At 66.2% G+C, this 25,498-nt stretch carries 30 protein-coding genes; 15 read left to right on the top strand and 15 right to left on the bottom strand.

What is annotated here, in order from left to right:
- Positions 1 to 70: 70 nt before the first annotated feature.
- The 3 genes from RT655_RS16530 (at position 71) to RT655_RS20005 (ending at position 1,724) form a co-directional block, all read left to right on the top strand.
- Positions 71 to 358 carry a DUF1488 family protein gene (locus RT655_RS16530; protein WP_313538812.1) on the top strand — a complete coding sequence of 96 codons (288 nt, stop codon included), beginning with the start codon at positions 71 to 73 and terminating at the stop codon, positions 356 to 358.
- The gene (locus RT655_RS16525) at positions 355 to 624 is read left to right on the top strand and encodes a hypothetical protein (protein ID WP_313538810.1); all 270 of its coding nucleotides are present in this window, start codon (positions 355 to 357) and stop codon (positions 622 to 624) included. The genes RT655_RS16530 and RT655_RS16525 overlap by 4 nt, the downstream gene beginning before the upstream one ends.
- A gap of 782 nt (positions 625 to 1,406) precedes the next feature.
- The gene (locus tag RT655_RS20005; protein WP_409530288.1) at positions 1,407 to 1,724 is read left to right on the top strand and encodes a DUF6624 domain-containing protein; all 318 of its coding nucleotides are present in this window, start codon (positions 1,407 to 1,409) and stop codon (positions 1,722 to 1,724) included.
- A 220-nt stretch (positions 1,725 to 1,944) separates the two neighbouring features.
- Here the strand turns inward: RT655_RS20005 and gyrB are convergent, their stop codons facing one another.
- Positions 1,945 to 4,437 carry a DNA topoisomerase (ATP-hydrolyzing) subunit B gene (gene gyrB, locus RT655_RS16520; RefSeq protein ID WP_313538808.1) on the bottom strand — a complete coding sequence of 831 codons (2,493 nt, stop codon included), beginning with the start codon at positions 4,435 to 4,437 and terminating at the stop codon, positions 1,945 to 1,947.
- Positions 4,438 to 4,529: 92 nt separating this feature from the next.
- Here gyrB and RT655_RS16515 point away from each other — a divergent pair, with 92 nt between their 5' ends.
- The 3 genes from RT655_RS16515 (at position 4,530) to RT655_RS16505 (ending at position 6,799) form a co-directional block, all read left to right on the top strand.
- Entirely contained in the window at positions 4,530 to 5,525 is a 996-nt protein-coding gene (locus tag RT655_RS16515) for a ligase-associated DNA damage response exonuclease (protein ID WP_313538806.1), read from the top strand.
- Between the two features lie 13 nt (positions 5,526 to 5,538).
- Positions 5,539 to 6,144: a heme-binding protein gene (locus RT655_RS16510; protein ID WP_313538804.1), complete on the top strand. Its 606-nt coding sequence runs from the start codon at positions 5,539 to 5,541 to the stop codon at positions 6,142 to 6,144.
- A 187-nt stretch (positions 6,145 to 6,331) separates the two neighbouring features.
- On the top strand, positions 6,332 to 6,799 hold the full coding sequence (locus RT655_RS16505; RefSeq protein WP_313538802.1) for a hypothetical protein: 468 nt from the start codon (positions 6,332 to 6,334) through the stop codon (positions 6,797 to 6,799).
- A 6-nt stretch (positions 6,800 to 6,805) separates the two neighbouring features.
- On the opposite strand, the gene RT655_RS16500 is transcribed toward RT655_RS16505, so the two are convergent.
- From RT655_RS16500 to RT655_RS16475, 6 genes are all read right to left on the bottom strand, one after another.
- Complete coding sequence (locus tag RT655_RS16500; protein ID WP_313538800.1) at positions 6,806 to 7,648, bottom strand: endonuclease/exonuclease/phosphatase family protein; 843 nt, start codon at positions 7,646 to 7,648, stop codon at positions 6,806 to 6,808.
- On the bottom strand, positions 7,648 to 9,156 hold the full coding sequence (rpoN, locus tag RT655_RS16495) for an RNA polymerase factor sigma-54 (protein ID WP_313538798.1): 1,509 nt from the start codon (positions 9,154 to 9,156) through the stop codon (positions 7,648 to 7,650). The genes RT655_RS16500 and rpoN overlap by 1 nt, the downstream gene beginning before the upstream one ends.
- A 4-nt stretch (positions 9,157 to 9,160) precedes the next feature.
- Positions 9,161 to 9,943: an LPS export ABC transporter ATP-binding protein gene (gene lptB, locus RT655_RS16490; RefSeq protein ID WP_313538796.1), complete on the bottom strand. Its 783-nt coding sequence runs from the start codon at positions 9,941 to 9,943 to the stop codon at positions 9,161 to 9,163.
- Positions 9,944 to 10,068: 125 nt separating this feature from the next.
- Positions 10,069 to 10,611: an LptA/OstA family protein gene (locus RT655_RS16485; RefSeq protein ID WP_313538794.1), complete on the bottom strand. Its 543-nt coding sequence runs from the start codon at positions 10,609 to 10,611 to the stop codon at positions 10,069 to 10,071.
- Positions 10,611 to 11,255 carry an LPS export ABC transporter periplasmic protein LptC gene (lptC, locus tag RT655_RS16480; RefSeq protein ID WP_313538792.1) on the bottom strand — a complete coding sequence of 215 codons (645 nt, stop codon included), beginning with the start codon at positions 11,253 to 11,255 and terminating at the stop codon, positions 10,611 to 10,613. The genes RT655_RS16485 and lptC overlap by 1 nt, the downstream gene beginning before the upstream one ends.
- Before the next feature lie 71 nt (positions 11,256 to 11,326).
- Positions 11,327 to 11,947, bottom strand: coding sequence for a ribonuclease D (locus RT655_RS16475; RefSeq protein WP_313538790.1), 621 nt, complete (start codon positions 11,945 to 11,947; stop codon positions 11,327 to 11,329).
- A gap of 346 nt (positions 11,948 to 12,293) precedes the next feature.
- On the opposite strand from RT655_RS16475, the gene RT655_RS16470 reads away from it, so the two are divergent.
- Positions 12,294 to 13,118, top strand: a complete 825-nt coding sequence (locus RT655_RS16470; protein ID WP_313538788.1) for a cold-shock protein — start codon at positions 12,294 to 12,296, stop codon at positions 13,116 to 13,118.
- A gap of 85 nt (positions 13,119 to 13,203) precedes the next feature.
- Positions 13,204 to 13,821 carry a DJ-1/PfpI family protein gene (locus tag RT655_RS16465; protein WP_313538786.1) on the top strand — a complete coding sequence of 206 codons (618 nt, stop codon included), beginning with the start codon at positions 13,204 to 13,206 and terminating at the stop codon, positions 13,819 to 13,821.
- Between the two features lie 8 nt (positions 13,822 to 13,829).
- On the opposite strand, the gene RT655_RS16460 is transcribed toward RT655_RS16465, so the two are convergent.
- The 3 genes from RT655_RS16460 to RT655_RS16450 form a co-directional block, all read right to left on the bottom strand.
- Complete coding sequence (locus RT655_RS16460; RefSeq protein ID WP_313538785.1) at positions 13,830 to 14,036, bottom strand: DUF4019 domain-containing protein; 207 nt, start codon at positions 14,034 to 14,036, stop codon at positions 13,830 to 13,832.
- A gap of 72 nt (positions 14,037 to 14,108) precedes the next feature.
- Complete coding sequence (locus tag RT655_RS16455; protein WP_313538783.1) at positions 14,109 to 14,603, bottom strand: helix-turn-helix transcriptional regulator; 495 nt, start codon at positions 14,601 to 14,603, stop codon at positions 14,109 to 14,111.
- Positions 14,604 to 14,667: 64 nt separating this feature from the next.
- The gene (locus RT655_RS16450) at positions 14,668 to 16,245 is read right to left on the bottom strand and encodes a cisplatin damage response ATP-dependent DNA ligase (RefSeq protein ID WP_313538781.1); all 1,578 of its coding nucleotides are present in this window, start codon (positions 16,243 to 16,245) and stop codon (positions 14,668 to 14,670) included.
- Between the two features lie 120 nt (positions 16,246 to 16,365).
- On the opposite strand from RT655_RS16450, the gene RT655_RS16445 reads away from it, so the two are divergent.
- Positions 16,366 to 17,205 carry a metallophosphoesterase gene (locus RT655_RS16445; RefSeq protein WP_313538779.1) on the top strand — a complete coding sequence of 280 codons (840 nt, stop codon included), beginning with the start codon at positions 16,366 to 16,368 and terminating at the stop codon, positions 17,203 to 17,205.
- Positions 17,206 to 17,282: 77 nt separating this feature from the next.
- Positions 17,283 to 17,594, top strand: coding sequence for a hypothetical protein (locus tag RT655_RS16440; RefSeq protein ID WP_313538777.1), 312 nt, complete (start codon positions 17,283 to 17,285; stop codon positions 17,592 to 17,594).
- A 50-nt stretch (positions 17,595 to 17,644) separates the two neighbouring features.
- Here RT655_RS16440 and RT655_RS16435 read toward each other — a convergent pair whose 3' ends face one another.
- A complete protein-coding gene (locus RT655_RS16435; protein ID WP_084584098.1) occupies positions 17,645 to 18,139 on the bottom strand; it encodes a Dps family protein in 495 nt (164 codons plus the stop codon).
- A 249-nt stretch (positions 18,140 to 18,388) separates the two neighbouring features.
- Between RT655_RS16435 and rpmG the strand changes: the two genes are divergently transcribed.
- The gene (rpmG, locus tag RT655_RS16430) at positions 18,389 to 18,556 is read left to right on the top strand and encodes a 50S ribosomal protein L33 (protein WP_010125625.1); all 168 of its coding nucleotides are present in this window, start codon (positions 18,389 to 18,391) and stop codon (positions 18,554 to 18,556) included.
- 88 nt (positions 18,557 to 18,644) lie between these two features.
- Here rpmG and RT655_RS16425 read toward each other — a convergent pair whose 3' ends face one another.
- Entirely contained in the window at positions 18,645 to 19,022 is a 378-nt protein-coding gene (locus RT655_RS16425) for a response regulator (protein WP_313538763.1), read from the bottom strand.
- 34 nt (positions 19,023 to 19,056) lie between these two features.
- Here RT655_RS16425 and RT655_RS16420 point away from each other — a divergent pair, with 34 nt between their 5' ends.
- The 4 genes from RT655_RS16420 (at position 19,057) to RT655_RS16405 (ending at position 21,459) form a co-directional block, all read left to right on the top strand.
- On the top strand, positions 19,057 to 19,323 hold the full coding sequence (locus RT655_RS16420) for a DUF3572 domain-containing protein (protein WP_313538761.1): 267 nt from the start codon (positions 19,057 to 19,059) through the stop codon (positions 19,321 to 19,323).
- Complete coding sequence (locus RT655_RS16415; RefSeq protein WP_313538759.1) at positions 19,320 to 19,931, top strand: HAD family hydrolase; 612 nt, start codon at positions 19,320 to 19,322, stop codon at positions 19,929 to 19,931. The genes RT655_RS16420 and RT655_RS16415 overlap by 4 nt, the downstream gene beginning before the upstream one ends.
- A gap of 42 nt (positions 19,932 to 19,973) precedes the next feature.
- Positions 19,974 to 20,438, top strand: a complete 465-nt coding sequence (locus tag RT655_RS16410) for a RidA family protein (protein WP_313538757.1) — start codon at positions 19,974 to 19,976, stop codon at positions 20,436 to 20,438.
- 232 nt (positions 20,439 to 20,670) lie between these two features.
- Positions 20,671 to 21,459, top strand: coding sequence for a TorF family putative porin (locus RT655_RS16405; RefSeq protein ID WP_313538755.1), 789 nt, complete (start codon positions 20,671 to 20,673; stop codon positions 21,457 to 21,459).
- 179 nt (positions 21,460 to 21,638) lie between these two features.
- Here RT655_RS16405 and RT655_RS16400 read toward each other — a convergent pair whose 3' ends face one another.
- Genes RT655_RS16400 through ileS form a run of 3 tightly spaced genes read right to left on the bottom strand, consistent with a single transcriptional unit; the run spans position 21,639 to position 25,388 of the window.
- On the bottom strand, positions 21,639 to 22,052 hold the full coding sequence (locus tag RT655_RS16400; protein WP_313538753.1) for a DUF3035 domain-containing protein: 414 nt from the start codon (positions 22,050 to 22,052) through the stop codon (positions 21,639 to 21,641).
- Positions 22,045 to 22,566 carry a signal peptidase II gene (gene lspA / locus RT655_RS16395; RefSeq protein WP_313538751.1) on the bottom strand — a complete coding sequence of 174 codons (522 nt, stop codon included), beginning with the start codon at positions 22,564 to 22,566 and terminating at the stop codon, positions 22,045 to 22,047. The genes RT655_RS16400 and lspA overlap by 8 nt, the downstream gene beginning before the upstream one ends.
- Positions 22,566 to 25,388 carry an isoleucine--tRNA ligase gene (ileS, locus tag RT655_RS16390; RefSeq protein ID WP_313538749.1) on the bottom strand — a complete coding sequence of 941 codons (2,823 nt, stop codon included), beginning with the start codon at positions 25,386 to 25,388 and terminating at the stop codon, positions 22,566 to 22,568. Before ileS ends, lspA begins: the two co-directional genes overlap by 1 nt.
- Positions 25,389 to 25,498: the final 110 nt, after the last annotated feature.

Genomic DNA, 25,498 nt, shown 5'->3' with positions numbered 1-25,498 from the left:
CGAAGGACCAGGCGCGCGGAACCCCGCCCATGGTCGTACAGTTTCGATCCCTAGCAACGGAGTATATGGCATGGCGACGCAGCAGCTGGAAATCGACGACACCACCCTGTTCGACAATCTCGACGATCGCCAGCTCGAGTTCGGCGGCCAAGTCGACGGCGAGGCGTATCAGTTCGCGGTGCAGTACAGCGTGCTCGAAGCGCTGAGTGGCAGCCAGCCCGACGGCGATGCCGAGGAGCGCTTCCGCCGCTACCGCGACCCGATCGCGCAAGCCGCCCTCGCCGCGCTCGCCAACGGCCCCGACCGCCCGATCATCGTGATCAGCGAAAGCGACCTCGACCGCGAGGTCCGCGCATGACCGAAGCACGCTGGGGCGACGACGCCAAGAACCCGCCGATCGACTGGACGATGAGCGCGGCGCTGGAGAATGTCGTGCGCGGCGGCGGCGACATCGCCGAGGTCACCAATCTGGGCGACGCGGTGCGCGCATGGCGCGACCTCGACTCCGACCACCGCGCGCATGCCGTGCTGATCCTGGACCATCCGGTGCACATCGACGGCGCGGCAGTGAATCGCTTCGAAGGCGAAGGCATCGCGGCGCTCGCGGAGCGCCTTGCCGATTAGGTCGGGCGGTAATCGCCGTTCGTTTTCAGCAACGACCGAAAGCGGTTGCGACCTGCCTCGCCGCAGTCGCTTCCGCCTGTCAAAGTTTAGGAAGTTTAGGCCTGCGCGCTTTCGGCTGGTGCCGCAGCAGGCTGCAGCGGATGCAAAGTTTAGGAAGTTTAGGCGCGCGCGAATTGCGGGCCCCTACCCGAGGGCCAATCGCGCCGCTTCACGCGCGCAACAACAATGTCGGACGGTATAAAGAGCGGCCGCCTCAAGTCGGCAAGAGCCGAACATATAGTGAACGGAGAGGTGGATGCAAGAAGACAGCCTTTGCGCCCAGAGAGGGCCGGGATCGCCGCTGACGTCCGTCGGTGAATTGCGGACGTTCCTGTTTAGCGTAACAAGCTGAATTAGCGCGATTGGGCAACTGGGTTTGAAACAGAAGGCTATTCTTGCATGCTTGTTCCGGCGATTCTCTTAGCCGCCTTGTGCATCTCGGCAGACACCAAGGTCGCGAGCGTGCTCGCTCGTTGGTGTAGCGCTGTGAAGGAGGCTGAAAGTCGTGCGCCGGCTGCCACAGCGACCTTGGGAGAGAAGGTGCTTCACCTCATCCGTATGGACGAGGTAACACGGCAGAACCTCTGGCTGATGGACGACCCTTCGCTAGACGTGAGCAGAGGCGCATCGTCGGGGAAGCAATTGGGCGAGATCTTATCCGGATCGACGAGCGCAATACAGCGGAACTAAAAAGGTTTCTCCCGGCCTCTGGTTGGTTCTGAAACACTGGGGACGGAAAGCAGATCACACATGGAGCTTGGCTGATCGCTCAGCATTCTCCTCAAGATGATTTCAGGGAATATGCTCTTGGCAAAATGGCAACACTGTTAAAGTCTGCTGAGGTAGACGCCAAAGATTATGCTCTAATGGTTGACCGGGTGCGAGTGCACAAAGGCCTGCCACAGATATATGGCAGCCAAGCTAGGTGCTTAGACGGCCATACCGCGTTATACCCCTTGCTGAAGCAAGAGGCGGCGAATCATGAGCGTGACTCGATCGGCTGGGCGCAGACTCTAGAAGAGACCAAAGGCGATCTTGAGATCGGGAAGCCATGCACATGATAGGTGTGTATGCATCCCGCCGTGATAGGGTTCCGAAAATTCGCTGAGCGTCCGCTATTGTGCGTGAACAGCCAGCCGGGTTCAGGATAGATCCCCGACGATCCACAACATCATGGCGCTGCCGGAAAGGATGCAAGGAGACAATCGAAGATCGGAACCGACGTCGAATGCCCCCTCGCTGGTACGGTACCCCTCGCCGGTCGCCCGCCGATCAAAACGCTCAGACGTCGAGATTCGCCACGCTGAGCGCATTCTCCTGGATGAAGTCGCGGCGCGGTTCGACCACGTCGCCCATCAGCTGGGTGAAGATCGCGTCGGCCACGTCGGCCTGGTCGATCGCCACCTGCAGCATCGAACGGTTCTGCGGGTCGAGCGTGGTCTCCCACAGCTGCTCCGCGTTCATCTCGCCGAGGCCCTTGTAGCGCTGGATCGCCAGGCCCTTGCGGCCGAAGGCTAGGATCGCGTCGAGCAGCTGCGACGGGCGCGACACCAGGCTCTCGCCCTTGCCGACCGCGACCGGCGCCTCTTCCTCCGGCACCGGCGCGTCGATATCGGTCGCCAGGCCCTTGTTGGAGACGAGTTTCGACGGCGTGAGATACGCCGCCGCCTGCTCACTGGCCAGCGTGTGCAGCTTGCGTGCCTCCGCCGAGACGAGGAAGTTCGCCTCGACGATGTGGTGGTCGGTCACGCCGCGCCACAGCCGCTCGAAATGATAGCCGCCATCCTCGGTGATGCGCGCGCTCCACCGGGCTTCGGTATCGGCGGCGTCGAGCCGGTGGACGACCGTCTTCAGCTCCTCGGCATGGCGCTCGCGGCTCACCGAGGGATCGAGCGCGCCGCCCAGCGCCAGCGATTCGATGATCATCGGATCGTAGCGGCGCGGCACGTAGCGCATGAGGGTACGCATGCGGCGGGCATGCTCGACCAGCGTGCGCAGGTCTTCGCCGGAGCGCTGGCTGCCATTGGTGTCGAGCACCGTGCCGCCCACGCCCGCATCGACCAGATACTGGTCGAGCGCCGCATCGTCCTTCAGATACACCTCGGAGCGGCCCTTGGTCGCCTTATACAGCGGCGGCTGGGCGATATAGAGGTGCCCGTTGGTGATGATCTCGGGCATCTGGCGGTAGAAGAAGGTGAGCAGCAGCGTGCGGATGTGCGCGCCGTCCACGTCGGCGTCGGTCATGATGACGATCTTGTGGTAGCGCAGCTTCTCGATGTTGAAATCGTCGCGGATGCCGGTGCCGAGCGCGGTGATGATCGTGCCGATTTCGCGGCTGGCGAGCATCCGGTCGAAGCGCGCGCGCTCGACGTTGAGGATCTTGCCGCGCAGCGGCAGGATCGCCTGGAAGTGGCGGTCGCGGCCCTGCTTGGCCGAACCGCCGGCCGAGTCACCCTCGACGAAGAAGAGTTCGGACTTGGCCGGATCGCGCTCCTGGCAGTCGGCGAGCTTGCCGGGAAGGGACGCGATGTCCATCACGCCCTTGCGGCGAGTGAGCTCGCGGGCGCGCTTGGCGGCCTCGCGCGCGGCGGCGGCGTCGATCACCTTCTGGATGATCTGCTTCGCGACGGCGGGATTCTCTTCCAGCCACTCGGCCAGCTTGTCGGCCATAAGGCTTTCGAGCGGCTGGCGGACTTCGGAGGAGACCAGCTTGTCCTTGGTCTGGCTGCTGAACTTGGGGTCCGGCAGCTTGACCGAGACGATCGCGGTCAGCCCCTCGCGCATGTCGTCGCCGGTGAGGGAGACCTTCTCCTTCTTCAGCATCCCCGACTTGTCGGCATAGCTGTTGAGCGTGCGGGTCAGCGCCGCGCGGAAGGCCGCGAGGTGGGTGCCGCCGTCACGCTGCGGGATGTTGTTGGTGAAGCAGAGGACGTTTTCGTAATAGCTGTCGTTCCACTCCAGCGCGACGTCGATCGTCACGTCGTCGCGGGTGCCGCTGATCGCCACCGGATCGGGCATCAGCGCGACCTTGTTGCGATCGAGATACTTCACGAACGCGGCGATGCCGCCCTCGTAGAACAGCTCGATTTCCTTCACTTCCTCGTGCCGCGCGTCGCGAAGGAACAGCCGCACGCCCGAATTGAGGAAGGCGAGCTCGCGGTAGCGATGCTCGAGCTTCTCGAAATCATACTCGGTGATCTTGAACGTGTCGGGGCTGGCGAGGAAGGTCACGCGCGTGCCCTTCTTGCCGTTCGCCGGGCCGATCACCTTCAAGGGCGCCTCGGCGTCGCCGTGACGGAAACGCATGTAATGCTCTTCGCCGTCGCGCCAGATGTTGAGATCGAGCCACTCGCTGAGCGCGTTCACGACCGACACGCCCACGCCGTGCAGACCGCCCGAAACCTTGTAGGCGTTCGAATCCGAGGTGTTCTCGAACTTGCCGCCCGCATGGAGCTGGGTCATGATCACTTCGGCGGCGGACACGCCCTCTTCCGAGTGGATGCCGGTCGGGATGCCGCGGCCATTATCCTCGACCGACACCGATCCGTCGGCGTTGAGCGTGATCAGGATCAGGTCGCAGTGGCCGGCCAGCGCCTCGTCGATTGCGTTGTCGGAAACCTCGAACACCATGTGGTGGAGGCCCGAACCATCGTCGGTGTCGCCGATATACATGCCGGGGCGCTTGCGGACCGCGTCGAGACCCTTGAGAACCTTGATGGAATCTGCGCCGTACTCGTTCGCGTTGGGATCGTTCGTCTTCGGAGTGTCTGCCATGCCGAGGATATAGGGATTCGAGGGGCCAAACGAAAGCAAAATGGACGGGCGGGCGCCTCGCAATCGGGGGCGGCGATCCCATATCGACCGCCATGGCGCTCGGCAGCTGGCTCACCCCCGATCCTTGCGGGATCTACCTTCCTGCAGCGGATGCGTGGATCGACCCGTCCAAGCCGGTCGCGCGGGCGATCATCACCCATGGCCATGCCGATCACGCGCGCGGCGGGCATGGCGAGGTGTGGGCGACGCCGGGCACGCTGGCGATCATGGCGGCGCGCTACGGGCCGCAGAACGGGCGGCCGGTCGACTATGGCGACAGCATCACGCTTGGCCCGATCGAGGTGGGCTTCGTCCCCGCCGGGCATGTGCTGGGGTCCGCGCAGGTCGTGCTCGATCATGCCGGCGAGCGCATCGTCGTCTCGGGCGATTACAAGCGCCGCCCCGATCCCACCTGCACGCCTTTCCAGCCGGTGAAGTGCGACGTGTTCATCACCGAAGCCACGTTCGGCCTGCCGGTGTTCCGCCACCCCGAGACCACCGACGAGATCGACAAGCTGCTGTCCGCGTTGCGCACCGAACCCGAGCGCTGCGTGCTGGTCGGCGCCTATGCGCTCGGCAAGGCGCAGCGAGTGATCGCCGAGCTGCGCGCGATGGGATTCGACGATCCGATTTACCTTCACGGCGCGCTCCAGGCGCTGTGCGACCTCTATGTGGAGCATGGCGTGGCGCTGGGGGAGCTGCGTCCGGCCACCGGGGTCGCGAAGAAGGAGCTGGAGGGGCGGATCATCCTCTGCCCGCCGGGCGCACTCAACGATCGCTGGTCGCGGCGGCTGCCCGATCCGATCACCGCGATGGCGAGCGGCTGGATGCGGGTGCGCCAGCGCGCCCGGCAGCGCAACGTCGAGCTGCCGCTGATCCTCTCCGACCATGCCGATTGGGATGAATTGACGCGTACGATCGAGGAACTGGCCCCGCGCGAGGTGTGGGTGACACATGGCCGCGAGGATGCGCTGGTACATTGGTGCAGGCTCCGGCAGATACGCGCCCGTGCGCTCGATCTCGCCGGGTTCGAGGACGAAGACGATTGAAGGAGTTTTGGTGATGGCGAAGGGCAAGACCTGGGCCTGGGTAGGCGGGCTGCTGGGCGGCGCGGTGGTCGCGGGTGCGGCGGCCTATTACGCGTTCGAGAAGGCAAGCGAGCAGCCGCCCTTCACGCTGGTGGAAAAGGACGGCGCCTTCGAGATCCGCGATTATCCCGAGCTGGTGGTGGCGGAAACCCGCGCGATCGGCACCCGCGAGGCGGCGCTGAACGCGGGCTTCTCGCGTCTCGCCGACTATATCTTCGCCAAGCGCCGCGGCGACAATGGCGGCAGCGGCGGCGAGAAGATTGCGATGACCGCGCCGGTGCTCAGCACCAAGCAGGACGCCAGCTGGCGGACGCAGTTCGTGATGCCGTCGAAGTTCACGCTCGCGACGCTGCCCAAGCCTTCCGACAATGTCGATCTGGCCACCCGCCCGGCACGGCGCGTGGCGGTGCTGCGCTTCGCGGGCTCGCCCGACGATGCGGCGCTGGAGAAGCGCGAGGCGGAGCTGCGCAGCTGGCTTGCAGCGAAGGGGATCAATGGCGGCGCGGTGGAATATGCTTTCTACAACTCGCCCTTCATCCCCGGCCCCCTGCGCCGCAACGAAGTGCTGATCGCGCTGTAATCAGACCGACATTGTCGCTCTGCGCTCCCCTCCCGCAAGCGGGAGGGGCTGGTCGCGCGTCCCACCGGCACGGCGAGAGCCTCCACGTCATCCCCTCCCCTAGCCGCTCCCGCAAGCGGGAGGGGAACACGTGCTCTGGCGTCTGGCTGTCCAACAAGCGCCGCGATCTTCTCCTAGCGGTATCCCCATGACGATTCGCCCGCTCCTTGCCGCCGCTACGGCCTTTGCTTCGTTCCTCGCCCCCGCCGCTGCCCAGGCCCAGGCGCGCGACCCGTTCGGCGAGTGCCTCCGTGCCCGCACCAGCCGCGCCGATCGCGACGTGCTGATCCGCTGGGTATTCGCCGCCGTCGCGCAGAGCGCCGCGGTGCGCGACATGGTCAAGGTGGACGAGGGCCGCCGCGTCCAGGCCAGCCAGCAGGCCGGTCAGCTGATCACTCGCCTCGTCACCCGCGACTGCCGCAACGAGGCCATGGAACGGATGAAGCGCGATCCCGGCGCGCTGCAGAACAGCTTCACCGCGCTTGGCCGCGTCGCGCTGATGGACTTGGCGCAGGACCCCAATGTCGTCGGCACGCTGGCAGGCGTGCTGCAATATACCGACATGGGCAGCATCACGATGATGCTGATGGAAGGCGGCCTGCGCCCCGGCGGCTGAGCGCGCTCAGCGCTCGAAGCGGACCCGCGCGACCACCGGATAATGGTCGCTCGGGTAGACCTCGCCGCGATGCGTATCGATCGCCGCAATCCGCTCGACGGTGAAGCCGCGCGTCAGGATCCAGTCGATGCGACGGTCGCCTTTGCCGGTGAAGCCGTGGAAGGTGAAGTCGGGGCCCTGATGGTCCGGCCGCGAAGCCCAGGCATCGGCCAAAGTCCTGGTGAGTACCGCATGGGCGGGCTTGTCGGCGGTGGTATTGAAGTCGCCGGTGACGAGCACCGGCAGATCCTTCGGCCCTGCCGCGATGCGATCGGACAGCAGCTGGGCGCCCCGCGTGCGCGCGTCCTCGTCCTCGTCGCGATAGGGGAAATGCGTGTCGTAGAGGCGGAACCGGCGGCCGTCGCGCGTCTCGAAGGTCGCCCAGTTGACCATGCGGGGCAGCGGATGCCCCCAGCTGATGCTGGCCGGCACCTCGGGCGTGTCGGACAGCCAAAACTGGCCCTGCTCGACGATCTTCAGCCGATCGTGCCGGTAGAAGATGCCCATATGCTCGTTGGCATGGCCGCCATAGCGATCGGTGCCGAACCACCTATACTCCGGCAGCGCCTTGACGATATCGTCGCCCTGGCGCTGGAACAACTCCTGCGTGCCGATCAGGTCGGGGTCGGCCGCGCGGATCGTCGCGAAGGTGAGGTCGCGGCGCTTTTCCCACAGGTTCGCGCCGTCGCCGTCGCTCGGCATGCGGATGTTGAGGCTCATCACCGTCAGTTCGGGCGCGCCCTGCGCCAGCGCCGGCACACACGCCAGCATCGCGGCAAGCGCCGCCACCAAACCCCAAAAACGCAACATCAACCCGCTCCTTCGAGTGCCTTTTGGCGCCGGCGTTGCACCGAGCTGCCAATGCCCATCGCCTCGCGATATTTCGCGACCGTGCGGCGGGCGATATCGAAGCCCTTCGCATTGAGCATTTCCACGAGCGTATCGTCCGAAAGAATTTTCTTCGGGTCCTCGGCAGCGATCAGCGTACGAATCGCGCTCTTCACCGCCTCGGCCGACACCGCCTCGCCGCCGTCGGCTGACTGGATCGCGCTGGTGAAGAAGTATTTCAGTTCGAACAGACCGCGCGCGCAGCTGAGATATTTGTTGCTAGTCACCCGGCTGACCGTCGATTCGTGCATCTCGATCGCGTCGGCGACCTGGCGCAGCGTCAGCGGGCGAAGGTGCGCGACGCCCTTGAGGAAGAAGCCTTCCTGCTGCTTCACGATCTCGCTCGCCACCTTAATGATCGTGCGCTGGCGCTGGTCGAGCGCCTTGACCAACCAGTTGGCGCTTGCGAGCATGTCGGTGAGCCAGGCCTTGCTCGCCTTGTCCTGCTTGCCCCCCGAGACCTCGGCATAATAGGCGCGGTTGACCAGCAGCCGCGGCAGCGTCGCCGCGTTGATCTCCACCGCCCAGCCGGCGCCGCGCCGCGCGACGAAGATGTCCGGGGTCACCGCCGGCACCGGATCGCCGCCATAGCGGCAGCCGGGCTTGGGATCGTAATTGCGCAGCTCGCGGATCATGTCGGCGAGATCCTCGTCGTCGACATTGCAGATCCGCCGCAGCCGGCCGAGATCGCCGCGCGCGACGAGCTCGAGATTCTCGATCAGCCGCGCCATGCAAGGATCGTAGCGATCCGCCTCCTTGGCCTGGAGCGCAAGGCATTCGGCAAGGTCGCGCGCGCCGACGCCGGTGGGATCGAAGGTCTGGATCACGCCCAACACCGCCTCGACTCGCGCGAGCGGCACGCCCAGCCGCTCTGCGATCTCGCGCAGCGGCACGGTTAGGTAGCCGCACTCGTCGATCTGGTCGATCAGGTGCTGGGCGATGAACAGGTCCGGGCCCGAGACGCTGGAGCCCGCCTGCGCCAGCAGATGGTCCGCTAGGCTGAGGTCGCTGCTGCCGAGACTGTCGAGATCGGGTCCGTCCTCCGATCCGCCGCCGCTCACGCCATTGATGCCGAGCCCGCCGTCCAGCCCGCCGATCGAATCGCTCGCCGAATCATGGTGGAAGGCTTCGACCGCGAGGTCGACATCGAGCGCCGCCTCCCCGCTTGCCTCACCGCCGCCGAGGATCAGCTCGCTGGCATCGGCCGGGCCGTCACGCGGCTCGAACGCGTCGCTGCTTTCGGCGGGCTCCGACGCGCCGCCATCGTCGCCGCCCTGCGAATCGAGCAAGGGATTGCGCTCGACTTCCTCGGCGATGAAGGTCTCGATCTCGAGGTTGGACAGCGCCAGCAGCTTGATCGCCTGCTGGAGCTGCGGCGTCATCACCAGCGATTGCGACTGGCGCAGATCGAGGCGTGGCGCGAGACTCATCGCATCAGAGCGAGAAGCTCTCGCCGAGATAGAGGCGGCGGACATTCTCGTCGCGCACCAGATCGTCGGGCGAGCCGGCGAACAGCACGCGGCCGTCATAGATGATATAGCCGCGATCGACGATTTCGAGCGTCTCGCGGACATTATGGTCGGTGATCAGCACGCCGATGCCGCGCTGCTTGAGCTGCTTCACCAGATCGCGAATGTCGCTGATCGAAATGGGATCGATGCCCGCGAACGGCTCGTCGAGCAGGATGATCGTCGGATTCGCCGCCAGCGCGCGGGCGATTTCCGCACGGCGCCGCTCGCCGCCCGAGAGCGCCATCGCGGGCGAGGCGCGCAGCCGGGTGAGGCCGAACTCGTCGAGCAGTTCCTCGAGCCGCGCCTTGCGCGCGTCGCGATCGGGTTCGGCGAGTTCGAGCACCGCGGCAATGTTCTTCTCGACGCTGAGGCCGCGAAAGATCGAGGTTTCCTGCGGCAGATAGCCGAGGCCGAGGATCGCGCGACGGTACATCGGCAAACGCGTGATGTCCTCGCCGTCGAGCATGATGCGGCCGCTGTCGGGCTTCACCAGCCCCATCACCGAATAGAAGCAGGTTGTCTTGCCCGCGCCGTTCGGCCCGAGCAGACCCACCACTTCGCCGCGCCCCACCGAGACCGATACGTCGGTCAGCACGGTGCGCTTGTCGTAGGACTTGGCGATTGAAACCACCGCCAGCCCGCGATCGGGCAGCGGCACGGGATCCGGGGCGGAGCTTTCGGGGGCGGCGATGGCGACGTCGGTCATGACGGCTCCTGCAAGATGAACGCTGTGTTGGTCCCCGCCAAGCGCGTGGCTGCTTGGCAAGGTTCCTGCATGATAACGCGCACGAAGGGAAGACAGAGCACGGCGTACCGTGGCATTGCCCCGTCTTACTGCTTCGACGCGTCGCGATTGGGAACGGAGAAGCGGCCGGTCACGCGACCACCCGAATTCTGCGTCGTCGGGCCCGCCGGCGCGCCGCCGAAGGTCGCCCGGCTGGTGTCGAGGTTGATCGTCAGCCGCGGGCCTGCCGCGTTGGCGACGTTGGAGCCGGCCTGCTGCAGCGTGACGTTGCCGATCATCGTGATGATCCGCCGATCGACATCATACACTGCATAGCTGGAGCGCGCGGTCTGGTTCGGCCGCTGCACCGTCACGCCCCCGGTGGCGTCGAGGCGCGAGGCCTGGGGCGAGCCGTTGAGCGCGCTGCCGCTATACGCCACGGTCACCCGGGCCGCACGCAGCGTCATGTCCGACTGCTTGATGACGACGCCGCCGCTCAGGATCGCACGGTTTGCCTTGTCGTCGAGCTGGATGTTGCGCGCATCGAAATCGATCGGCGCGTTCGAATTGTGCCTGGCCTGCGCGAAGGCTGGCACGGCGGCGAGCAGCAACGGCAGCCCAAGGGTGAGCGAAGCGAGAGCGCGGGTCATCAGGGCCTCCTTGCCGGCTTCGGCGTCATCCGCAAGTGCGCATTGCCTTCGAGCGAGATCAGCCTTTTGTCGAGATCGGCGCGCAGGCGATCGGCGCGGAACGTGCCGGTGGGCGTGTTGCCCGTCACCGCGCCGCCGCTTTGCAGCTGCCGCGTCCGCAGATCGACCGTCGCATCGTTGGTATTGAGGACATAGCCGTCGCTCGTCTGAAACCGAATCGGCCCGTCGATCAGCATCTGGTCGGTGTTGAGGAGATAGCGCCCCTTGTTGGCGACCAGCGTCGCGGGGCCATCCGTCAGGTTCAATCGCGCGCTCAGCGCATTCAGCTGCACCACCGGCTCGGCCGAGCTCTTCTGCACCGCCGAACCGGCGCGCAGCTCGAACTGACGCCCCTTGGTGTCCTCGCCGCGATAGTCGGCCGCCGCCGTCAGCAGCCGCTGCGGCGACATCGCCACCTTCTTTTTGTCGAGCACGAAGCTGACGTCGCCGCCCATGAACAGCGGCGCGCTGATCAGAAACGCGGCCAGCGCGCCGATCAGGATCGGCAACAACACCAGCGCGATGCGCACGGCACGATCGTGACTGCTCCCGGGATGAGCCCAGGCGCGGTTCTGCGTGGTCAATCGGGCGGCGATCTCAGACATAAGCTCCCTTGTGGGGACCCGAAACGACCGAGACAACCACTTGATCCGTGCGATCGCGCAGGGTCACGCCGTCACGCATGGGCGAAGATATCCACCTCGGGCCAGCCGGCGATGTCGAGCTCGGCACGCCAAGGCAGGAAATCGAAACAGGCCTGCGCCATTTCGACGCGCCCTTCCCGCTCGAGTCGCTTGTCCAGCTCCACCTTCATCGCATGGAGGAAGCGCACATCGGAGGCGGCATAGTCGCGCTGCGCGTCGGACAGATCCGGCCCGCCCCAGTCGGACGATTGCTGCTGCTTCGAGATTTCCGCGCCGACCAACTCGCGCGCCAGATCCTTCAGCCCATGGCGATCGGTGTAGGTGCGCACCAGCCGCGAGGCGATCTTGGTGCAGTAGACCGGCCCGGCGGTGACGCCGAGATAGAAGCGAATCGCCGCCAGATCGAACCGCGCGAAGTGATAGAGCTTGAGTCGCAAAGGATCGGCGAGCACCGCCCGCAGATTCGGCGCAGCATAGTTGGACTGCGGCCCGAATCGTACGAGATGCTCGTCGCCCGAGCCGTCCGACAGCTGCACCAGGCACAGGCGGTCACGCGGGGTGATAAGGCCCATCGTCTCGGTATCGACGGCGATGGCGGCGCCGGGCGCGAACACGCCCTCCGGCAGATCTTCTTCGTGGAAATGGACGGTCATGGCGTTCGCGTAGCGGGGTTGGCGCCGCACCTCAATGCTTTGCCGCGCCCCGCACGACGTTGCATTTGGCGATTCGCGGGATAGAGCGCGGCGCCGGGCCGACGCCCTCCGCCCCCGCTGGTCGCGAAAATGGCACGTTTCGCATGCCGTACAAGCGCCTACCGTGACATGGCGGACACTTTCCTGCCGCAAAGCAGCCATGTGCGCGATTTTCGTTCGCGCACCCGATTTTTTTGGGGTATGACCTGCAGTGTGGCACTGCGTTAGTGCCGTAAGACCTGCGTTTTTCGTCCGGCGCTCGGTTTTGATTGGTAGTTTGAGGGCGAACCGGGAAGACGAACAGGGCATGAGTTTCGATAGAGGACGTCGCGGCGAGCGCGGTGGGCGCGGCAGAGACAAGCGCGATGGTTTCGGCGACGATAACTTCGGCGGCGGCAGCAGCTTCGGCGGCGGCGGGTTCGAAGATCGCGGCGGCTTCGGTGGCGGCAATCGCGGCGGCTTCGGCGGCGGCGGTGGCGGCGGCTTCCGCAGCGGTGGCGGCTTCGGCGGCGGCGGCGGTGGTGGCGGCTTCGGCGGCGGCGGCGGCGGCGGTTTCCGTGGCGGCGGCGGCGGCGGTGGCGGCATGCCCCCCCAGGTGATCGGCGAAGGCACCGGCGTGGTGAAGTTCTTCAACGCGCAGAAGGGCTTTGGCTTCATCGTTCGCGATGACGGCGGCGAAGACGTGTTCGTGCACATCTCGGCCGTCGAGCAGGCGGGCCTGACCGCGCTTGCAGAAGGCCAGCCGCTCGGCTTCACGCTTGTCGATCGCGGTGGCCGCATCTCGGCGACCACGCTGAAGATCGATGGCGAGCCGATGGCAGTCACCGAGCGCGCTCCGCGCGACGATGCACAGGGTGGTGGCGGCTTCGGCGGCGATCGCGGTGCACCGCGTGGCGGCCCGCAGCGCCAGCTGACCGGCGAGAAGGCGACCGGCACGGTCAAGTTCTTCAACGCGATGAAGGGCTTCGGCTTCATCCAGCGCGATGACGGACAGCCCGATGCGTTCGTGCACATCTCGGCCGTCGAGCGCGCCGGCATGCCGACGCTCAACGAAGGCGACCGGCTCGAGTTCGAGCTCGAGGTCGATCGTCGCGGCAAGTACGCGGCGGTGAACCTTTCGCCGCAGCAGTAACCTTCGGGTTATTGACGGATAGGAGAGGCCGGGCGGCAACGTCCGGCCTTTTCCTTTTGGGCTCGCAGCGGGCGGAGAGAATCCGATGCAGATCGCCGTACTTACCTTTGAGGGCTTCAACGAGCTGGACAGCTTCGTCGCCGCCGCGATCCTCAACCGGATGCGCGCACAGGGCTGGGCGGCGCATATCACCTCCCCGACGGACGAAGTCACCTCGCTCAACGGCGTGACGATCCGCCGCCAACGCCCGCTTTCCTTCGCCGCGGAGGCCGATGCCGTGATCCTCGGCAGCGGCAGCAAGACGCGCGAGATCGCGGCAGACGCGGATATGCTCGCGCAGATCCGGCTCGACCCGGCACGCCAGCTGATCGGCGCGCAATGCTCGGGCACGCTCTTGCTGGCGAAGCTCGGCCTGATCGGCACCCTCCCCGCCTGCACCGACCTCACCACCAAGCCCTGGGTTATCGAAGCGGGCGTCGAGGTGCTCGACGCGCCGTTCGTCGCGCATGGCAATGTCGCGACGGCAGGCGGTTGCCTGGCCTCGCAATATCTCGCCGCCTGGCTGCTCGCGCGCGGCGGCACGCTGTCGGCGACCCGCGAGGCGATCCGTTATGTCGCGCCGGTCGGCGAAAAGGAGGCGACGGTCGCGCGCGTGATCGGCGTCATCTCGCCGTTTCTGGCCGAGGCGGCGGCGGCCGCCTGATCGGCCTCTCAGCGGAAGAAATAGCCGGCCACCCGCCAGCCACCGGCTTCGCGGACGAGAATGGCCGTCTCAATCGGGCCGCTGCGCTGCGCGAAGCTGGTCTGGAACTTCAGTATCTCACAGTCGCCGTCGGGCGCGCCCGGCATCGACTTGCTCTTCAGCACCGAGTCGAACGCTTGCGAGACCACCGCCCCAAGCGGCTGGCGGACCGGCATTAGGATCTCGGCTCAGCGGGCATCGGAGACCTTCCCGCGGAACATGGCGGCCGCGGCTCGCCGGCTTTCATGTCACTTGCCCAGGTCGACCCGCGCCACCCAGGCTTCTGCCGCCGAGGCTCGCGGGCGTGCTTTGGGCGGCGGTTGCAGCGGCAGGCGGGGACACCGGGGCGTGCAGCGTGGCAACGGCAAGGGCGGCGATGAACAGCGACATGATGAACATTCTTCCACCGAGCCAGGCGAGCCGGTGCGATCGTCGCGGCCGGACGTCTGGCAGATCGGAAGAGGCCATGGATGCGCTGGCCGCCGAAACCCCCAACGGCACGTACCCAAGCTTTGGGGGTCCGCGGCGTCGCTTTCGGCCAACCGGCGCGCGGCCTCGCGGCTGCTCGCCACGCCCAGCTTCCGCCGCGCATCGCGCAATCGCTCGTTGACGGTGTGCACCGACAGGCCAAGTTCGCGCGCGATCAACTTGGCGTCATGCCCGGCGAGCAACAGCCGCAGCGTCGTCTTCTCGCCCTTGGTCAGCGCATTGTCGTCGCGCTGGCGCGGCGATGCGTTTCCCATGCCCGCTTGTACGAAGCTGCACAGGGGCCCGCATCCCCCGGACGGCCCCACGAAATGTGTCCCCTCAGGTCACCATTCGGCGCAGGCCCGCAATGGTGTCTGCCTCGGCGACGGGCTTGTCGGTGCGGATGCGGGCGATTCGGGGGAAGCGCATCGCCAGCCCTGATTTGTGCCGCTTTGATTCGTGGATCGAATCGAACGCCACTTCCAGCACCAATGACTTGTCCGTTTCGCGCACCGGGCCGAAGCGGTTGACGGTGTGGGTGCGCACATGCCGATCGAGCCATTTCAGCTCCTCGTCGGTGAAACCGAAATAGGCCTTGCCGACGGGGAGCAGTTCGCCGCTTTCGGTCCAGGCGCCGAAGGTGAAATCGGAATAAAAGCTGCTGCGCTTGCCCGAGCCGCGCTGCGCGTACATCAGCACGCAATCGGCAGTAAGCGGATCGCGCTTCCATTTGTACCACAGCCCGACCCGGCGCCCGGTGACATAGGGCGAGTCGCGGCGCTTGAGCATGACACCCTCGATCGCCGCATCGCGCGCCCCGGCACGAATTTCCTCGAGCGCGGCGAAATCGGCCGCATCGATCACGGCGGAGAGGTCGAAGCGTTCGGGATCCAGGCCGGGAACGAAAGCCTCCAGCCGGGCGCGCCGCGCGTGCCACGGCAGCTCGCGCACGTCCTCGCTACCGTCGAACAGGATGTCGTACAGGCGGACAAAGGCCGGGAACTCGGCCAGCGTCTTGGCCGCGACGACCTTGCGCCCCAGCCGCTGCTGGAGCGCGTTGAAGCTGCCCGCCTCACCGCCCTGCGCCTCGCCGCGCACCAGCAGCTCGCCGTCGAGCACGCCCGGTGTGACGAACGCCGCCGCCACTTCGGGGAAGCTGCGGGTGATGTCATCGCCGGCGCGGCTGTAGAGCCGGGTCTCGCCGCCGGCGTGAACGAGCTGGACACGGATACCGTCCCATTTCCATTCTGCAGCATAGTCCGCGAGACTGACCTGCGTTCCCTCCAGCGGGTGCGCGAGCATGAACGGTCGGAACACCGGCACGTCCTCGGCGCGCGGCTGTTCGGCGCGGCCCTCGGCCCAATCAAACAGCACGGCATAGGGCGGGTGCAGTCCGTGCCACACTTCCTCCACCGCATCGACGTCGAGCCCGAAGGTCTGGGCGAGCGCGGTCTTGGCCAGGCGTGCGGAAATGCCGACGCGCAGCGCACCGGTCGCCAGCTTGAGCAGCGCATAGCGCTCATCGGATTCGAGCCGGTCGAGCATCGCCGCCAGCACCGCAGGCGCGTCGGAGCGCGAAAGCGCGCCCAACGTCGACACCACCTGCGAAAGGGTGAGCGGCGCGCTCTCGGGCGGCGGCACATGCGGCTCGGGCCACAGCAACGCGATCGTCTCGGCCGAGTCGCCGACGAAATCGCGGCTCATGCCGTACAGCACGGGGTCGACCCGCGCTTCGATCATCGCGCGGAGCAGTGCCGGCTTCACCGCCGGCAGATCGAGCGCCCCGGTCAGCGCCGCCATTGCCCATCCGCGATCGGGATCGGGCGTCGCGCGCAGATAGTCGCCGATCAGGCGGAGCTTGGCATTGCGCGAGCGGGTGTAGATCAGCCGGTCGAGCAGGTCGGCAAAAACGCGCATACGATCGTAGATGGGGTCTGCCCACCCCTCCCGCTAGAGTGCGCCTCGGCACGGCTGAATCCTTCGCATGCGCAGCAAAGAATGGTTCGACCATATCGGCCTTTGGCGTACGGAGAGGGGATGAAGCGTGTCCTCCTGTGCCTGCTCGTGCCGCTCCTGATCGCCGTCAGCGTGTTGGGGCTCGGCCTCTGGACGGCGATGCGCGATCCGGTCATGCGGCCATTGACCGTGCATATGCGCGATTGGCCCACCCATGCGCCGGCCATGCGCGTGGTGTTGATCAGCGACCTCCACGTCGCCGGGCCCGAGACGACTCCATCGCGGCTCGCGCGCATCATCGGCCAGGTCAATGCGCTCCGGCCGGACCTGGTGCTGATCGCAGGGGATGTAGAGCAGGACCGCCGGATAAGCACCCGAATCTATGACGCGGCGGAGGCGACTGCCCCGCTCGCGCGGCTGCGCGCGCGCTACGGCGTGATCGCGGTGCTGGGCAACCACGACTATACCGGTCACAACAAGACCGATCTGCCGCACTGGCTCGAAAAGCGGGGCATCACTCTGCTGCGCAACGAGGCCGTCCGCCGCGGCGCATTGACGATCGCCGGGGCCGACGACCTGTACCATGGCAAATATCGAGAGCGACGCCTCGACCACGCGGCGCGCGCGCTGCCGGGGCCGACCGTGGTGCTGAGCCATACGCCGGATATCGCGCCGCTGCTCCCGCCGCGCTATGCGCTGGTGCTGGCCGGGCACACCCATTGCGGCCAGATCGTGCCGCCGCTGCTCGGTCCGATCACCGCCTCGTCCAATTACGGCCTGCGCTATGTCTGCGGCTTGATTCGCGAGCCCGGCCGCGATGTGCTGGTCACCGCAGGGATCGGCACGAGCGGCGTGCCGCTGCGGATCGCCGCGGTGCCCGATTTCTGGCTGCTGACCTTCGAGGGCAAGGCCCCTCGATGATTCGCAAAGCTGCCTTATTTCGCCCCTAGCTTGCCAGTCGGGCGCGCGTCGCGCCCGTCCAGAGAGGGCTTTTTCGGATGAAGTTTCTTGTCGCAGGCGCGATCGCCGCTGCCATGCTGAGCCCCGCCGTGATGGCACAGCAGACCCCCGCACCGGCCGCCGCCCCGGCAGCCGCAACCAAGTTCAGCCTCGATACGCCGATCGAGACGATCCTCGCCGACGAAAAGGCCAAGGCGGTGCTGGACACTGACATTCCGGGCCTGTCGTCGCATCCGGCGCTCGACCAGTTCAAGGCGATGAGCTTGCGCGCGGTGCAGCCCTTTTCGCAGGGCGCGCTGACCGACGAGATGTTGAAGAAGGTCGAAACCGACCTCGCCGCCCTCAAATAAGCGCAGAAAGGCCGGCGCGTGCCCGCAGCGCGCGCCGGCCCGTTTCCGGCTCAACCCTTGCGGCTGGCCTCGAACAGGAACCAGGCACGCTCTTCGGCCTGGTCGGTCCATTCGTCGACGATGCCGCTGGTGGCGTTGTCCTTGGCCTCTTCGGCCGCTTCCTTCACCGCGCGGAAGCTCTCGACCAGCTTCAGATTGTCGTCGCGCAGTTCGGCGAGCATGTCGCCGGGTGCGACGAACTCGGCGTCATTGTCCGAGAGCGTCTGGCGGCGCGCGATGTCGCCGATCGAGCGCAGCGTGGTGTTGCCGGTCTTGCGGACGCGCTCGGCGATCGCATCCGTCACGCCCAGGATCTGCGCGGCCTGGTCGTCGAGCAGCAGGTGATAATCGCGGAAATGCGGTCCCGAGACGTGCCAATGGAAGTTCTTGGTCTTGAAATACAGCGTGAAGCAGTCCGCCAGCGCACTGTTCAGGGCATCGGCAACGCTCTTGGTATCGTTGCGGTTGAGGTCGGTCGGCGTGGCGAGTGCGGGATTTTCGGCCATAATTGTCCTCCTGGAATGCGGTCGATTCGTTGCCCTAACGATCGGAATATAGGGTCCGGTTCCGCCGGGAAAACAGCCATACCCTGGGATAAACCCGATCAAGCTGATCGATCAATTCGATGCGCCGCGCCCGCTTCGGCCCAATACACTTGACTTTCCCGGGCGATTCGCGCATCCGCACACCCCTGTCAGCGGTGTGCCACAAGCGCGCCGCTCTTTTCTTTTCGCACGAATCAAGGGTTCCGGGTCATGGCAAAGCCGACCACCGTAAAGATCAAGCTCGTCAGCACGGCGGATACGGGCTTCTTCTATGTCACCAAGAAGAATCCGCGCACGCAGACCGAGAAGCTGAGCTTCCGCAAGTACGATCCGGTCGTGCGCAAGCATGTCGACTTCAAGGAAGCGAAGATCAAGTAATGCCGCCGGGCGCGCTGGCCGCGCCCGCGCTGTTTGATCGCATCGCGCCGGATCCTTGCGGGTCCGGCGTTTTCGCTGCATCGATCCTCTATTCGTCGATCGTGACCATGAGCTTTTCGACTTGGTCGACGAAGCGCGCCAGTGAGATCGGCTTGGCCACATAGGAGCGCGCGCCCGCCGCGCGGATCCGCTCCTCGTCCTCATGGCTCGAATAGGCGGTCACCGCCATGATCGGAATTCGGCCGAGCACCGGGTCCGCCTGCATCTGGCCGATCAATTCGAAGCCGGTGACGTGCGGCAACTGCACGTCCATGATCACCAGATGCGGCTTGAAACGGCGCGCGCTGGGCACGGCTTCCCGCCCGTCGCGCACGGGCTCGGCTTCATAGCCATGCGCGCGCAACAGGTCGCAGAACAGCTTCAGGTTCAATTCGTTGTCCTCGACAACGAGTACTCTTTTTGGCACGCGCTACCTCAATTCTGCGGGGTGGTGTTAGGCGATGGCGGGCGACGTGACAAATCCCGAAACGGTGGCACTGCAGGCACTCGTCTGGATTCTAAGTGATTCTGGCCGAGCCGGCAGATTGCTGGACCTGACCGGCCTCGATCCCGCGACTCTGCGGGCCCGCGCCGGCGAACCCGCGCTGCTGGCGGCCGCGCTCGGTTTCCTCGAATCCCACGAGCCCGACCTAATCGCCTGCGCCGACGCGCTCGATCTTTCCCCCGCGGCGCTGGTCGATGCCCGCCGCCAGCTGGAATCCGCATGAAACCGCTGCTGATCACCGATTGCGACGAAGTCCTGCTGCACATGGTGCGGCACTTCGGCGAATGGCTGGGCGACACCCATGACATCGACTTTGCGCTCAACGGCAGCGCATTCGAAGGCGCGATGCGTCGCCGCGGCGACGGCAGCACGCTGGAGGGCCCGGAAATGTGGGCGCTGCTCGACGGCTTCTTCCCAGCCGAAATGGAGCGCCAGACACTGGTGCCCCATGCCCGCGAGGCACTGGCCCGCATCGCCGAGGTGGCCGACATCGTCGTGCTCACCAACCTGCAGGACCATTGCCGCAACCACCGCATCACCCAATTGGCCAATCACGGCATCGTTCACCGCGTGGAATGCAATCAGGGCGGCAAGGGCAACCCCGTCGCGCGGCTGGTGGCGGAGCATGGCGCCTCGGTCGCCGTGTTCGTCGACGATCTCGCCACGCACCACGAATCGGTCGCCAAGCACGCGCCCGACGTGTTCCGCCTGCACATGGTCGCGGAACCGAGCCTCGCCCCCAAGGTGCCCCCTGCCCCGCACGCCCATGCCCGCATCGATGACTGGCGCGACGCGCAAGCCTGGATCCTGGAGCGCTTTGCGGAAGTCTGAGCAGACCTTGACCCTGCCCGCGCCCAGTGGTTGGGTCGCGGCATGACCACCGTGATCGATCACAAGCTCGCCGAGCTCGGCCTCGCCCTTCCCGAGGCCGCCGCTCCCGTCGCCGCCTATGTCCCGGCCGTGGCGGCCGGCGGGCTGCTCCACATCTCGGGCCAGCTGCCGTTCAAGGACTGCGCGGTGATGACGGGCCGCCTCGGCGAAGACCGCGATATCGCCTTCGGCACCGAAGCTGCGCAGCGCTGCGGACTGATGCTGGTCGCGCAGATCAAGAAGGCGCTCGACGGCGACCTGTCGCGCGTGAAGCGCGTGGTGAAGCTGGGCGTGTTCGTGAATTCGACCGCCGATTTCACCGATCAGCCCAAGGTCGCCAACGGCGCCTCGGAGCTGATGCAGGCCCTGTTCGGCGAGGCCGGCCGCCATGCCCGTAGCGCGGTGGGCGTTGCCGCGCTGCCGCTGGGCGCCGCTGTCGAAGTCGACGCGATCATCGAACTCGCCTGAATTTTTCGCCGCTTCTCCGGTCCGCTTGCGGCCGAGGAAGCGGCATGCCTGTGGCGGACCAGCAACAGTCCGTTACAATCCGCGCTAGGAAAACTATAAGCTATTGTGCGCTACGGCCCGGTTCGGGCAATCTTTTGTTGCAATTCGGAAGTCGCCGGGACGTAGAGCCCAGCACGATGCGACGCCGTTTGCAGCAGGTGAGGAACCCTTTGTTTCCAATGAAAGGGATTCCATGCGCTTCTTCTCGATCAGCCTTGGCGCGCTGCTGCTCGCCACGACCGCGCCCGCTTTTGCGCAGGAAACGGCCCCGGCCCCGGCGATCACGCTGAACGGCACCGCGACGGTGATCAGCGACTACAAGTTTCGCGGCATCTCGCAGACCGATCGCAACTTCGCCGTGCAGGGGGGCCTGACGGTCACCCATGAGACGGGCTTCTACGTCTCCGCCTGGGGCTCCTCGATCGATGATTACGTCACGGTCCATGGCAGCGCGCACCAGGAGCTCGATCTAATCGCGGGCTACAAGCACAGCTTCAAGAACGGCGTGACCGTCGATGTCGGCGCGCTCTATTACGTCTATCCGGGCACCCGCCCCGGCTTCACCGGGGACAGGAGTTCGTCGGACTTCATCGAGCCCTATGCCTCGCTCTCCTATGCGATCGGGCCGGTCACCGCCAAGGGTACGGTCAACTATGCGCCCAAGCAGAAGGCGCTGGCGATCGACCAGGGCCAGAGCGGGCTGCTGAAGAACGAGGACAATGTCTATATCGCCGGCGACGTCTCCGCCGCGATTCCGAAGACGCCGTTCAGCCTCACCGGGCACCTGGGCCACACCTTCGGCCCGAGCTGGCTGTCCGGCCCGACCTCCGAATATACCGACTGGGCCTTGGGCGCGGCGGTGACCTGGAAGAACCTGACGCTCGGCGTGTCGTACGTCGACACCGACACGACCTTCATCACGCCCACCGGCAAGGATGCCGCCAAGGGCAGTGTGCTCGGCTCGATCGGCGTCAGCTTCTGATCCACGCCTTGGGGCGGGGGCGCGGGAGCGGCGGGGGCCGCTCCCGATAGCCGCGCCTATCGCTCCCCTCCCGCTTGCGGGAGGGGAACGCAGTTCGCAACGACGCAACTCGCCTCAAACGAAAAGCGCCGGCCCGCATCGTGCGGACCGGCGCTTTTTCTTGCGCGAAGCGGCAGCGCTTATTGCGGCGTCTTGACGCTCGCATCCTTGTTATCGCCCTGGGGCGACTTGAGGATGTCCTGGGTCGTGCGGCCCTTGTCGACTACGGTCGTCGACGGACTGCCGGCATTGCTGCGCACGCCGGCATCGGCGCTGGGAGCCCCTGCCTGATCGAGCGTCGCGGTCTCGGCCGGGCTGCGCGCGGCGGTGCCGCCGAACAGCGCTTCGAGCGCCTGGTCGGACGGGTTGGTATCCTGCGGGCGGGCGGCACCCGGCTGCGGCGGACGCAGCGAGAAATCGGGCGGGATCACCAGCGGCGCCTGGCGGGCCACCGCGAACTCGTCCGGACGCGCCCGATCATACCCCTTCTTGCCGCACGCCGAGAGCGAGGCCACCAGGGCGACGCCGGTCGCGACGAGGATCAACTTACGCATTGAATTTCTTCTCCACAGGGGCAGGCGACTTGGGGTTCTTGTCGCGGACGAGCAGGGCACGAAGCAGCAGGATCACCACGCCGATGGTAATCGCGGCATCGGCCACGTTGAAGACCAAAAAGGGGCGCCACTCGCCGAAATGCAGATCGGCGAAATCGACGACATAGCCGAGCCGGCTGCGATCGAGGATGTTGCCGCACGCCCCGCCCAGCACCAGGCCGAGCGCGACGACGTCGCCGGTCTTCTTCTCGCGCAGCATCCACACGCAGACGCCCACCGCGATGCACGCGGTCATCAGCACCAGCAGCCAGCGCATCGTCGGGCTGTTGGCCGAGAGCAGGCCCAGCGACACGCCGATATTCTTGACGAAGCGCAGGTCGAAGAACGGCGCGATCGTCATCGAATCATTCTGCACCACCAGCCCGAGCGGGCCGGTGACGATGTACTTGGTCAGCTGGTCGAGCACGAACACGGCCAGCGCCGCGGCGAAGCCATAGAGGCGAACCTGCTTCATCACGACACTACCTCTGCGCAACGGTCGCACAATGCCCCATCCTGCGTCACTTCGGGAAGATGGCGCCAGCACCGGCCGCATTTGTGGCGATCGGTGGGCGTCACCGTGACATCGGCAGCCTGATCCACCTTGGACACGATGAACAGCTCGGTGAGCTCCTCGGCCGGCATCGGCAGCGTGGGCACGGTCACTTCGGCCTCGAGGCTGGAGCGGACCTTCTTCTCGCGGCGATAGGGTTCGATCGCCTCGGTGACGGTCTGGCGCAGCGCGCGGATCGCAGTCCAGTCATGCTCGACCGACGCGCCTTCCGGCAGCACCGGCCATTCCAGCTCATGGACCGATCCGTCTTCGCTCGGGAAGCGGGCCTGCCACACTTCCTCGGCGGTGAAGGCGAGGATCGGCGCGGCGTAGCGCACCAGTGCGTGGAACAGCACGTCCAGCACGGTGCGGTAGGCACGGCGCTTGGGATCGCTTTCTGCATCGCAGTAGAGGCAGTCCTTGCGGATATCGAAGAAGAAGGCCGAGAGGTCCTCGTTCATGAAGTCGCCGAGCGCGCGCGTATAGCGATTGAACTCGAACGCCTCCGCCGCCGAGCGCAGCTCGGCATCGAGGGCCGCCAGCTTGTGGAGCACATAGCGCTCCAGCTCGGGCATGTCGGCCACCGCGACCTTCTCGGCCTCGCCGAACCCGTCGAGCGCGCCGAGCAGATAGCGGAAGGTGTTGCGGATCTTGCGATACGCGTCGCCTGTGCCGGCCAGTACTTCCTTGCCGATGCGCACGTCGTCGAAATAGTCGGTCTGCGCGACCCACAGGCGCAGGATATCCGCGCCGCTCTCGCCGATGATCTTCAGCGGATCGACGACGTTCCCGAGCGACTTGGACATCTTCTTGCCCTGGCCGTCGAGCGCGAAGCCATGGGTGAGCACCGCGTCATAGGGCGCCCGGCCGCGCGTGCCCGACGATTCGAGCAGCGACGACTGGAACCAGCCGCGATGCTGGTCCGAACCTTCGAGATAGAGGTTGGCGCGCACGCCCTCGCCGTAGCGCGCCTCGATTACGAAGCTGTGGGTCGAGCCGCTGTCGAACCACACGTCGAGAATGTCGGTGACGACCTCATAGTCTGCGGCTGCGTAGTCGGGGCCGAGCAGCGCCTGGTGGTCGGCCTGGAACCAGGCATCGGCCCCGCCAGCGCGGAAGGCATCGAGGATACGGGCGTTGACCGCCGGATCGCGCAGATAGTCGCCGGTCGCGCGGTTAACGTAGAGCGCGATCGGCACGCCCCAGGCGCGCTGGCGGCTGATCACCCAGTCGGGGCGGCCCTCCACCATCGCGCGGATGCGGTTGATCGAGCGCTCCGGCACCCAGCGGGTATGCTCGATCGCGTCGAGCGCGACTTCGCGGAGCGTTGGGGCGTTGCTGTCCGAAGCACCCGCGGCTTGTGCGGGCGTGGGCTTGTCCATCGGGATGAACCACTGCGGGGTCGCGCGGAAGATGATCTTCGCCTTGCTCCGCCAGCTATGCGGATAGCTGTGCTGGAAGTCGTCCGAGGCGGCGAGCAGTGCGCCCGCGGCGCGCAGGTCCGAGCAGATCGGGCCTTCGGCGCTGACGAACTTCTTGTTGATCACCGATCCCTGGCCGCCGAGCCACAGCCAGTCGGCACGGTACATGCCCGCGCCATCGACCGCGAAGACCGGATCGATGCCGTGCGCCTTGCACAGCAGGAAGTCGTCCTCGCCATGGTCCGGCGCCATGTGGACGAGGCCGGTACCCGCATCGGTGGTGACGAAGTCGCCGGGCAGGAACGGCCGCGGCTTGGCGAAGAACCCGCCGAGCGCGTGCATCGGGTGGCGGGCGACGGCGCCGTCCAGCTTCGACCCCTGGATCGAGGCGAGCGCGGTCACCGTGCCCGGTGTGTCGCCGATCCTGACGACCACCGGGTGCCCGATCCGCGCGCCAAAGCTGTCCAGCAGGTCCTTGGCGATCAACAGCGTATTGGCTCCGCCCGCCATCTCGTCGAAGCGGACAAGGAGATATTCCACGTCCGGCCCATAGGCCAGCGCCTGGTTCACCGGGATCGTCCACGGCGTGGTCGTCCAGATCACCGCATGCGCGCCGACCAGCTCGGGGGCGTTCGGTGCCTCGGTGATCTCGAACGCCACGTCGATCTGCGTGGACGTGATGTCCTCATACTCGACCTCGGCCTCGGCCAGCGCGGTCTTTTCGACCGGCGACCACATCACCGGCTTGGCACCGCGATAGAGCTGGCCGCTCTCGGCGAACTTGAGCAGTTCGGCCGCGATCCGCGCCTCGGCGTCGAACTTCATCGTGAGATAGGGATCGTCCCAGTCGCCCAGGATGCCGAGCCGCTCGAACTGGCCGCGCTGCACCGCCACCCATTTTTCCGCATAGGCGCGGCATTCGGCGCGAAAGGCGACGGGGTCGACTTCGTCCTTGTTGAGCTTCTTGGCGCGATAGGCTTCCTCGACCTTCCACTCGATCGGCAGGCCGTGGCAGTCCCAGCCGGGGACGTAGGGCGCGTCCTTGCCCATAAGGCTTTGCGAGCGGACGACGATGTCCTTCAGGATCTTGTTGAGCGCATGGCCCATATGGATGTCGCCATTGGCGTAGGGCGGGCCGTCGTGCAGCAGGAAGCGCTCGCGGCCCGCGCGGGCCTCGCGCAGCTTGTGGTAGAGCCTAATCTTCGCCCAGCGCTCGAGGATGGCGGGCTCCTTGGCAGCAAGGCCGGCCTTCATCGGGAAATCGGTCTTCGGCAGGAAGACGGTGTCGCGCCAGTCGCGCTGGGTGTCGGTTGCGTCAGTCATGGGTCGCGCGGGATTAGCCGGTGTGCGCGGGGAAGTCATCCCTTGCTTGCGCACTTAAGCCCCTCCTCCTTGGAGGAGGGGTTGGGGTGGAGGGATTCCAGACCAGATGC

Source organism: Sphingomonas sp., from assembly GCF_032114135.1.
Classification (GTDB): Bacteria; Pseudomonadota; Alphaproteobacteria; order Sphingomonadales; family Sphingomonadaceae; genus Sphingomonas.
This window is presented reverse-complemented; position numbering and strand designations above follow the sequence as displayed.

What these genes read in the sequence shown, in the direction of transcription:
- RT655_RS16415 (WP_313538759.1), top strand. Translation starts at nt 19,320, where the DNA reads ATGAAACCGCTGCTGATCACCGATTGCGACGAAGTCCTGCTGCACATG.
- RT655_RS16410 (WP_313538757.1), top strand. Translation starts at nt 19,974, where the DNA reads ATGACCACCGTGATCGATCACAAGCTCGCCGAGCTCGGCCTCGCCCTT.
- RT655_RS16420 (WP_313538761.1), top strand. Translation starts at nt 19,057, where the DNA reads ATGGCGGGCGACGTGACAAATCCCGAAACGGTGGCACTGCAGGCACTC.
- RT655_RS16465 (WP_313538786.1), top strand. Translation starts at nt 13,204, where the DNA reads ATGCAGATCGCCGTACTTACCTTTGAGGGCTTCAACGAGCTGGACAGC.
- RT655_RS16440 (WP_313538777.1), top strand. Translation starts at nt 17,283, where the DNA reads ATGAAGTTTCTTGTCGCAGGCGCGATCGCCGCTGCCATGCTGAGCCCC.
- RT655_RS16475 (WP_313538790.1), bottom strand. Translation starts at nt 11,947, where the DNA reads ATGACCGTCCATTTCCACGAAGAAGATCTGCCGGAGGGCGTGTTCGCG.
- lspA (WP_313538751.1), bottom strand. Translation starts at nt 22,566, where the DNA reads ATGAAGCAGGTTCGCCTCTATGGCTTCGCCGCGGCGCTGGCCGTGTTC.
- RT655_RS16515 (WP_313538806.1), top strand. Translation starts at nt 4,530, where the DNA reads ATGGCGCTCGGCAGCTGGCTCACCCCCGATCCTTGCGGGATCTACCTT.
- RT655_RS16400 (WP_313538753.1), bottom strand. Translation starts at nt 22,052, where the DNA reads ATGCGTAAGTTGATCCTCGTCGCGACCGGCGTCGCCCTGGTGGCCTCG.
- RT655_RS16525 (WP_313538810.1), top strand. Translation starts at nt 355, where the DNA reads ATGACCGAAGCACGCTGGGGCGACGACGCCAAGAACCCGCCGATCGAC.
- RT655_RS16455 (WP_313538783.1), bottom strand. Translation starts at nt 14,603, where the DNA reads ATGGGAAACGCATCGCCGCGCCAGCGCGACGACAATGCGCTGACCAAG.
- rpmG (WP_010125625.1), top strand. Translation starts at nt 18,389, where the DNA reads ATGGCAAAGCCGACCACCGTAAAGATCAAGCTCGTCAGCACGGCGGAT.
- RT655_RS16485 (WP_313538794.1), bottom strand. Translation starts at nt 10,611, where the DNA reads ATGACCCGCGCTCTCGCTTCGCTCACCCTTGGGCTGCCGTTGCTGCTC.
- RT655_RS16500 (WP_313538800.1), bottom strand. Translation starts at nt 7,648, where the DNA reads ATGTTGCGTTTTTGGGGTTTGGTGGCGGCGCTTGCCGCGATGCTGGCG.
- RT655_RS16530 (WP_313538812.1), top strand. Translation starts at nt 71, where the DNA reads ATGGCGACGCAGCAGCTGGAAATCGACGACACCACCCTGTTCGACAAT.
- rpoN (WP_313538798.1), bottom strand. Translation starts at nt 9,156, where the DNA reads ATGAGTCTCGCGCCACGCCTCGATCTGCGCCAGTCGCAATCGCTGGTG.
- RT655_RS16435 (WP_084584098.1), bottom strand. Translation starts at nt 18,139, where the DNA reads ATGGCCGAAAATCCCGCACTCGCCACGCCGACCGACCTCAACCGCAAC.
- RT655_RS16405 (WP_313538755.1), top strand. Translation starts at nt 20,671, where the DNA reads ATGCGCTTCTTCTCGATCAGCCTTGGCGCGCTGCTGCTCGCCACGACC.
- RT655_RS16450 (WP_313538781.1), bottom strand. Translation starts at nt 16,245, where the DNA reads ATGCGCGTTTTTGCCGACCTGCTCGACCGGCTGATCTACACCCGCTCG.
- lptB (WP_313538796.1), bottom strand. Translation starts at nt 9,943, where the DNA reads ATGACCGACGTCGCCATCGCCGCCCCCGAAAGCTCCGCCCCGGATCCC.
- RT655_RS16510 (WP_313538804.1), top strand. Translation starts at nt 5,539, where the DNA reads ATGGCGAAGGGCAAGACCTGGGCCTGGGTAGGCGGGCTGCTGGGCGGC.
- lptC (WP_313538792.1), bottom strand. Translation starts at nt 11,255, where the DNA reads ATGTCTGAGATCGCCGCCCGATTGACCACGCAGAACCGCGCCTGGGCT.
- RT655_RS16505 (WP_313538802.1), top strand. Translation starts at nt 6,332, where the DNA reads ATGACGATTCGCCCGCTCCTTGCCGCCGCTACGGCCTTTGCTTCGTTC.
- RT655_RS16470 (WP_313538788.1), top strand. Translation starts at nt 12,294, where the DNA reads ATGAGTTTCGATAGAGGACGTCGCGGCGAGCGCGGTGGGCGCGGCAGA.
- RT655_RS16460 (WP_313538785.1), bottom strand. Translation starts at nt 14,036, where the DNA reads ATGCCGGTCCGCCAGCCGCTTGGGGCGGTGGTCTCGCAAGCGTTCGAC.
- RT655_RS16445 (WP_313538779.1), top strand. Translation starts at nt 16,366, where the DNA reads ATGAAGCGTGTCCTCCTGTGCCTGCTCGTGCCGCTCCTGATCGCCGTC.
- ileS (WP_313538749.1), bottom strand. Translation starts at nt 25,388, where the DNA reads ATGACTGACGCAACCGACACCCAGCGCGACTGGCGCGACACCGTCTTC.
- gyrB (WP_313538808.1), bottom strand. Translation starts at nt 4,437, where the DNA reads ATGGCAGACACTCCGAAGACGAACGATCCCAACGCGAACGAGTACGGC.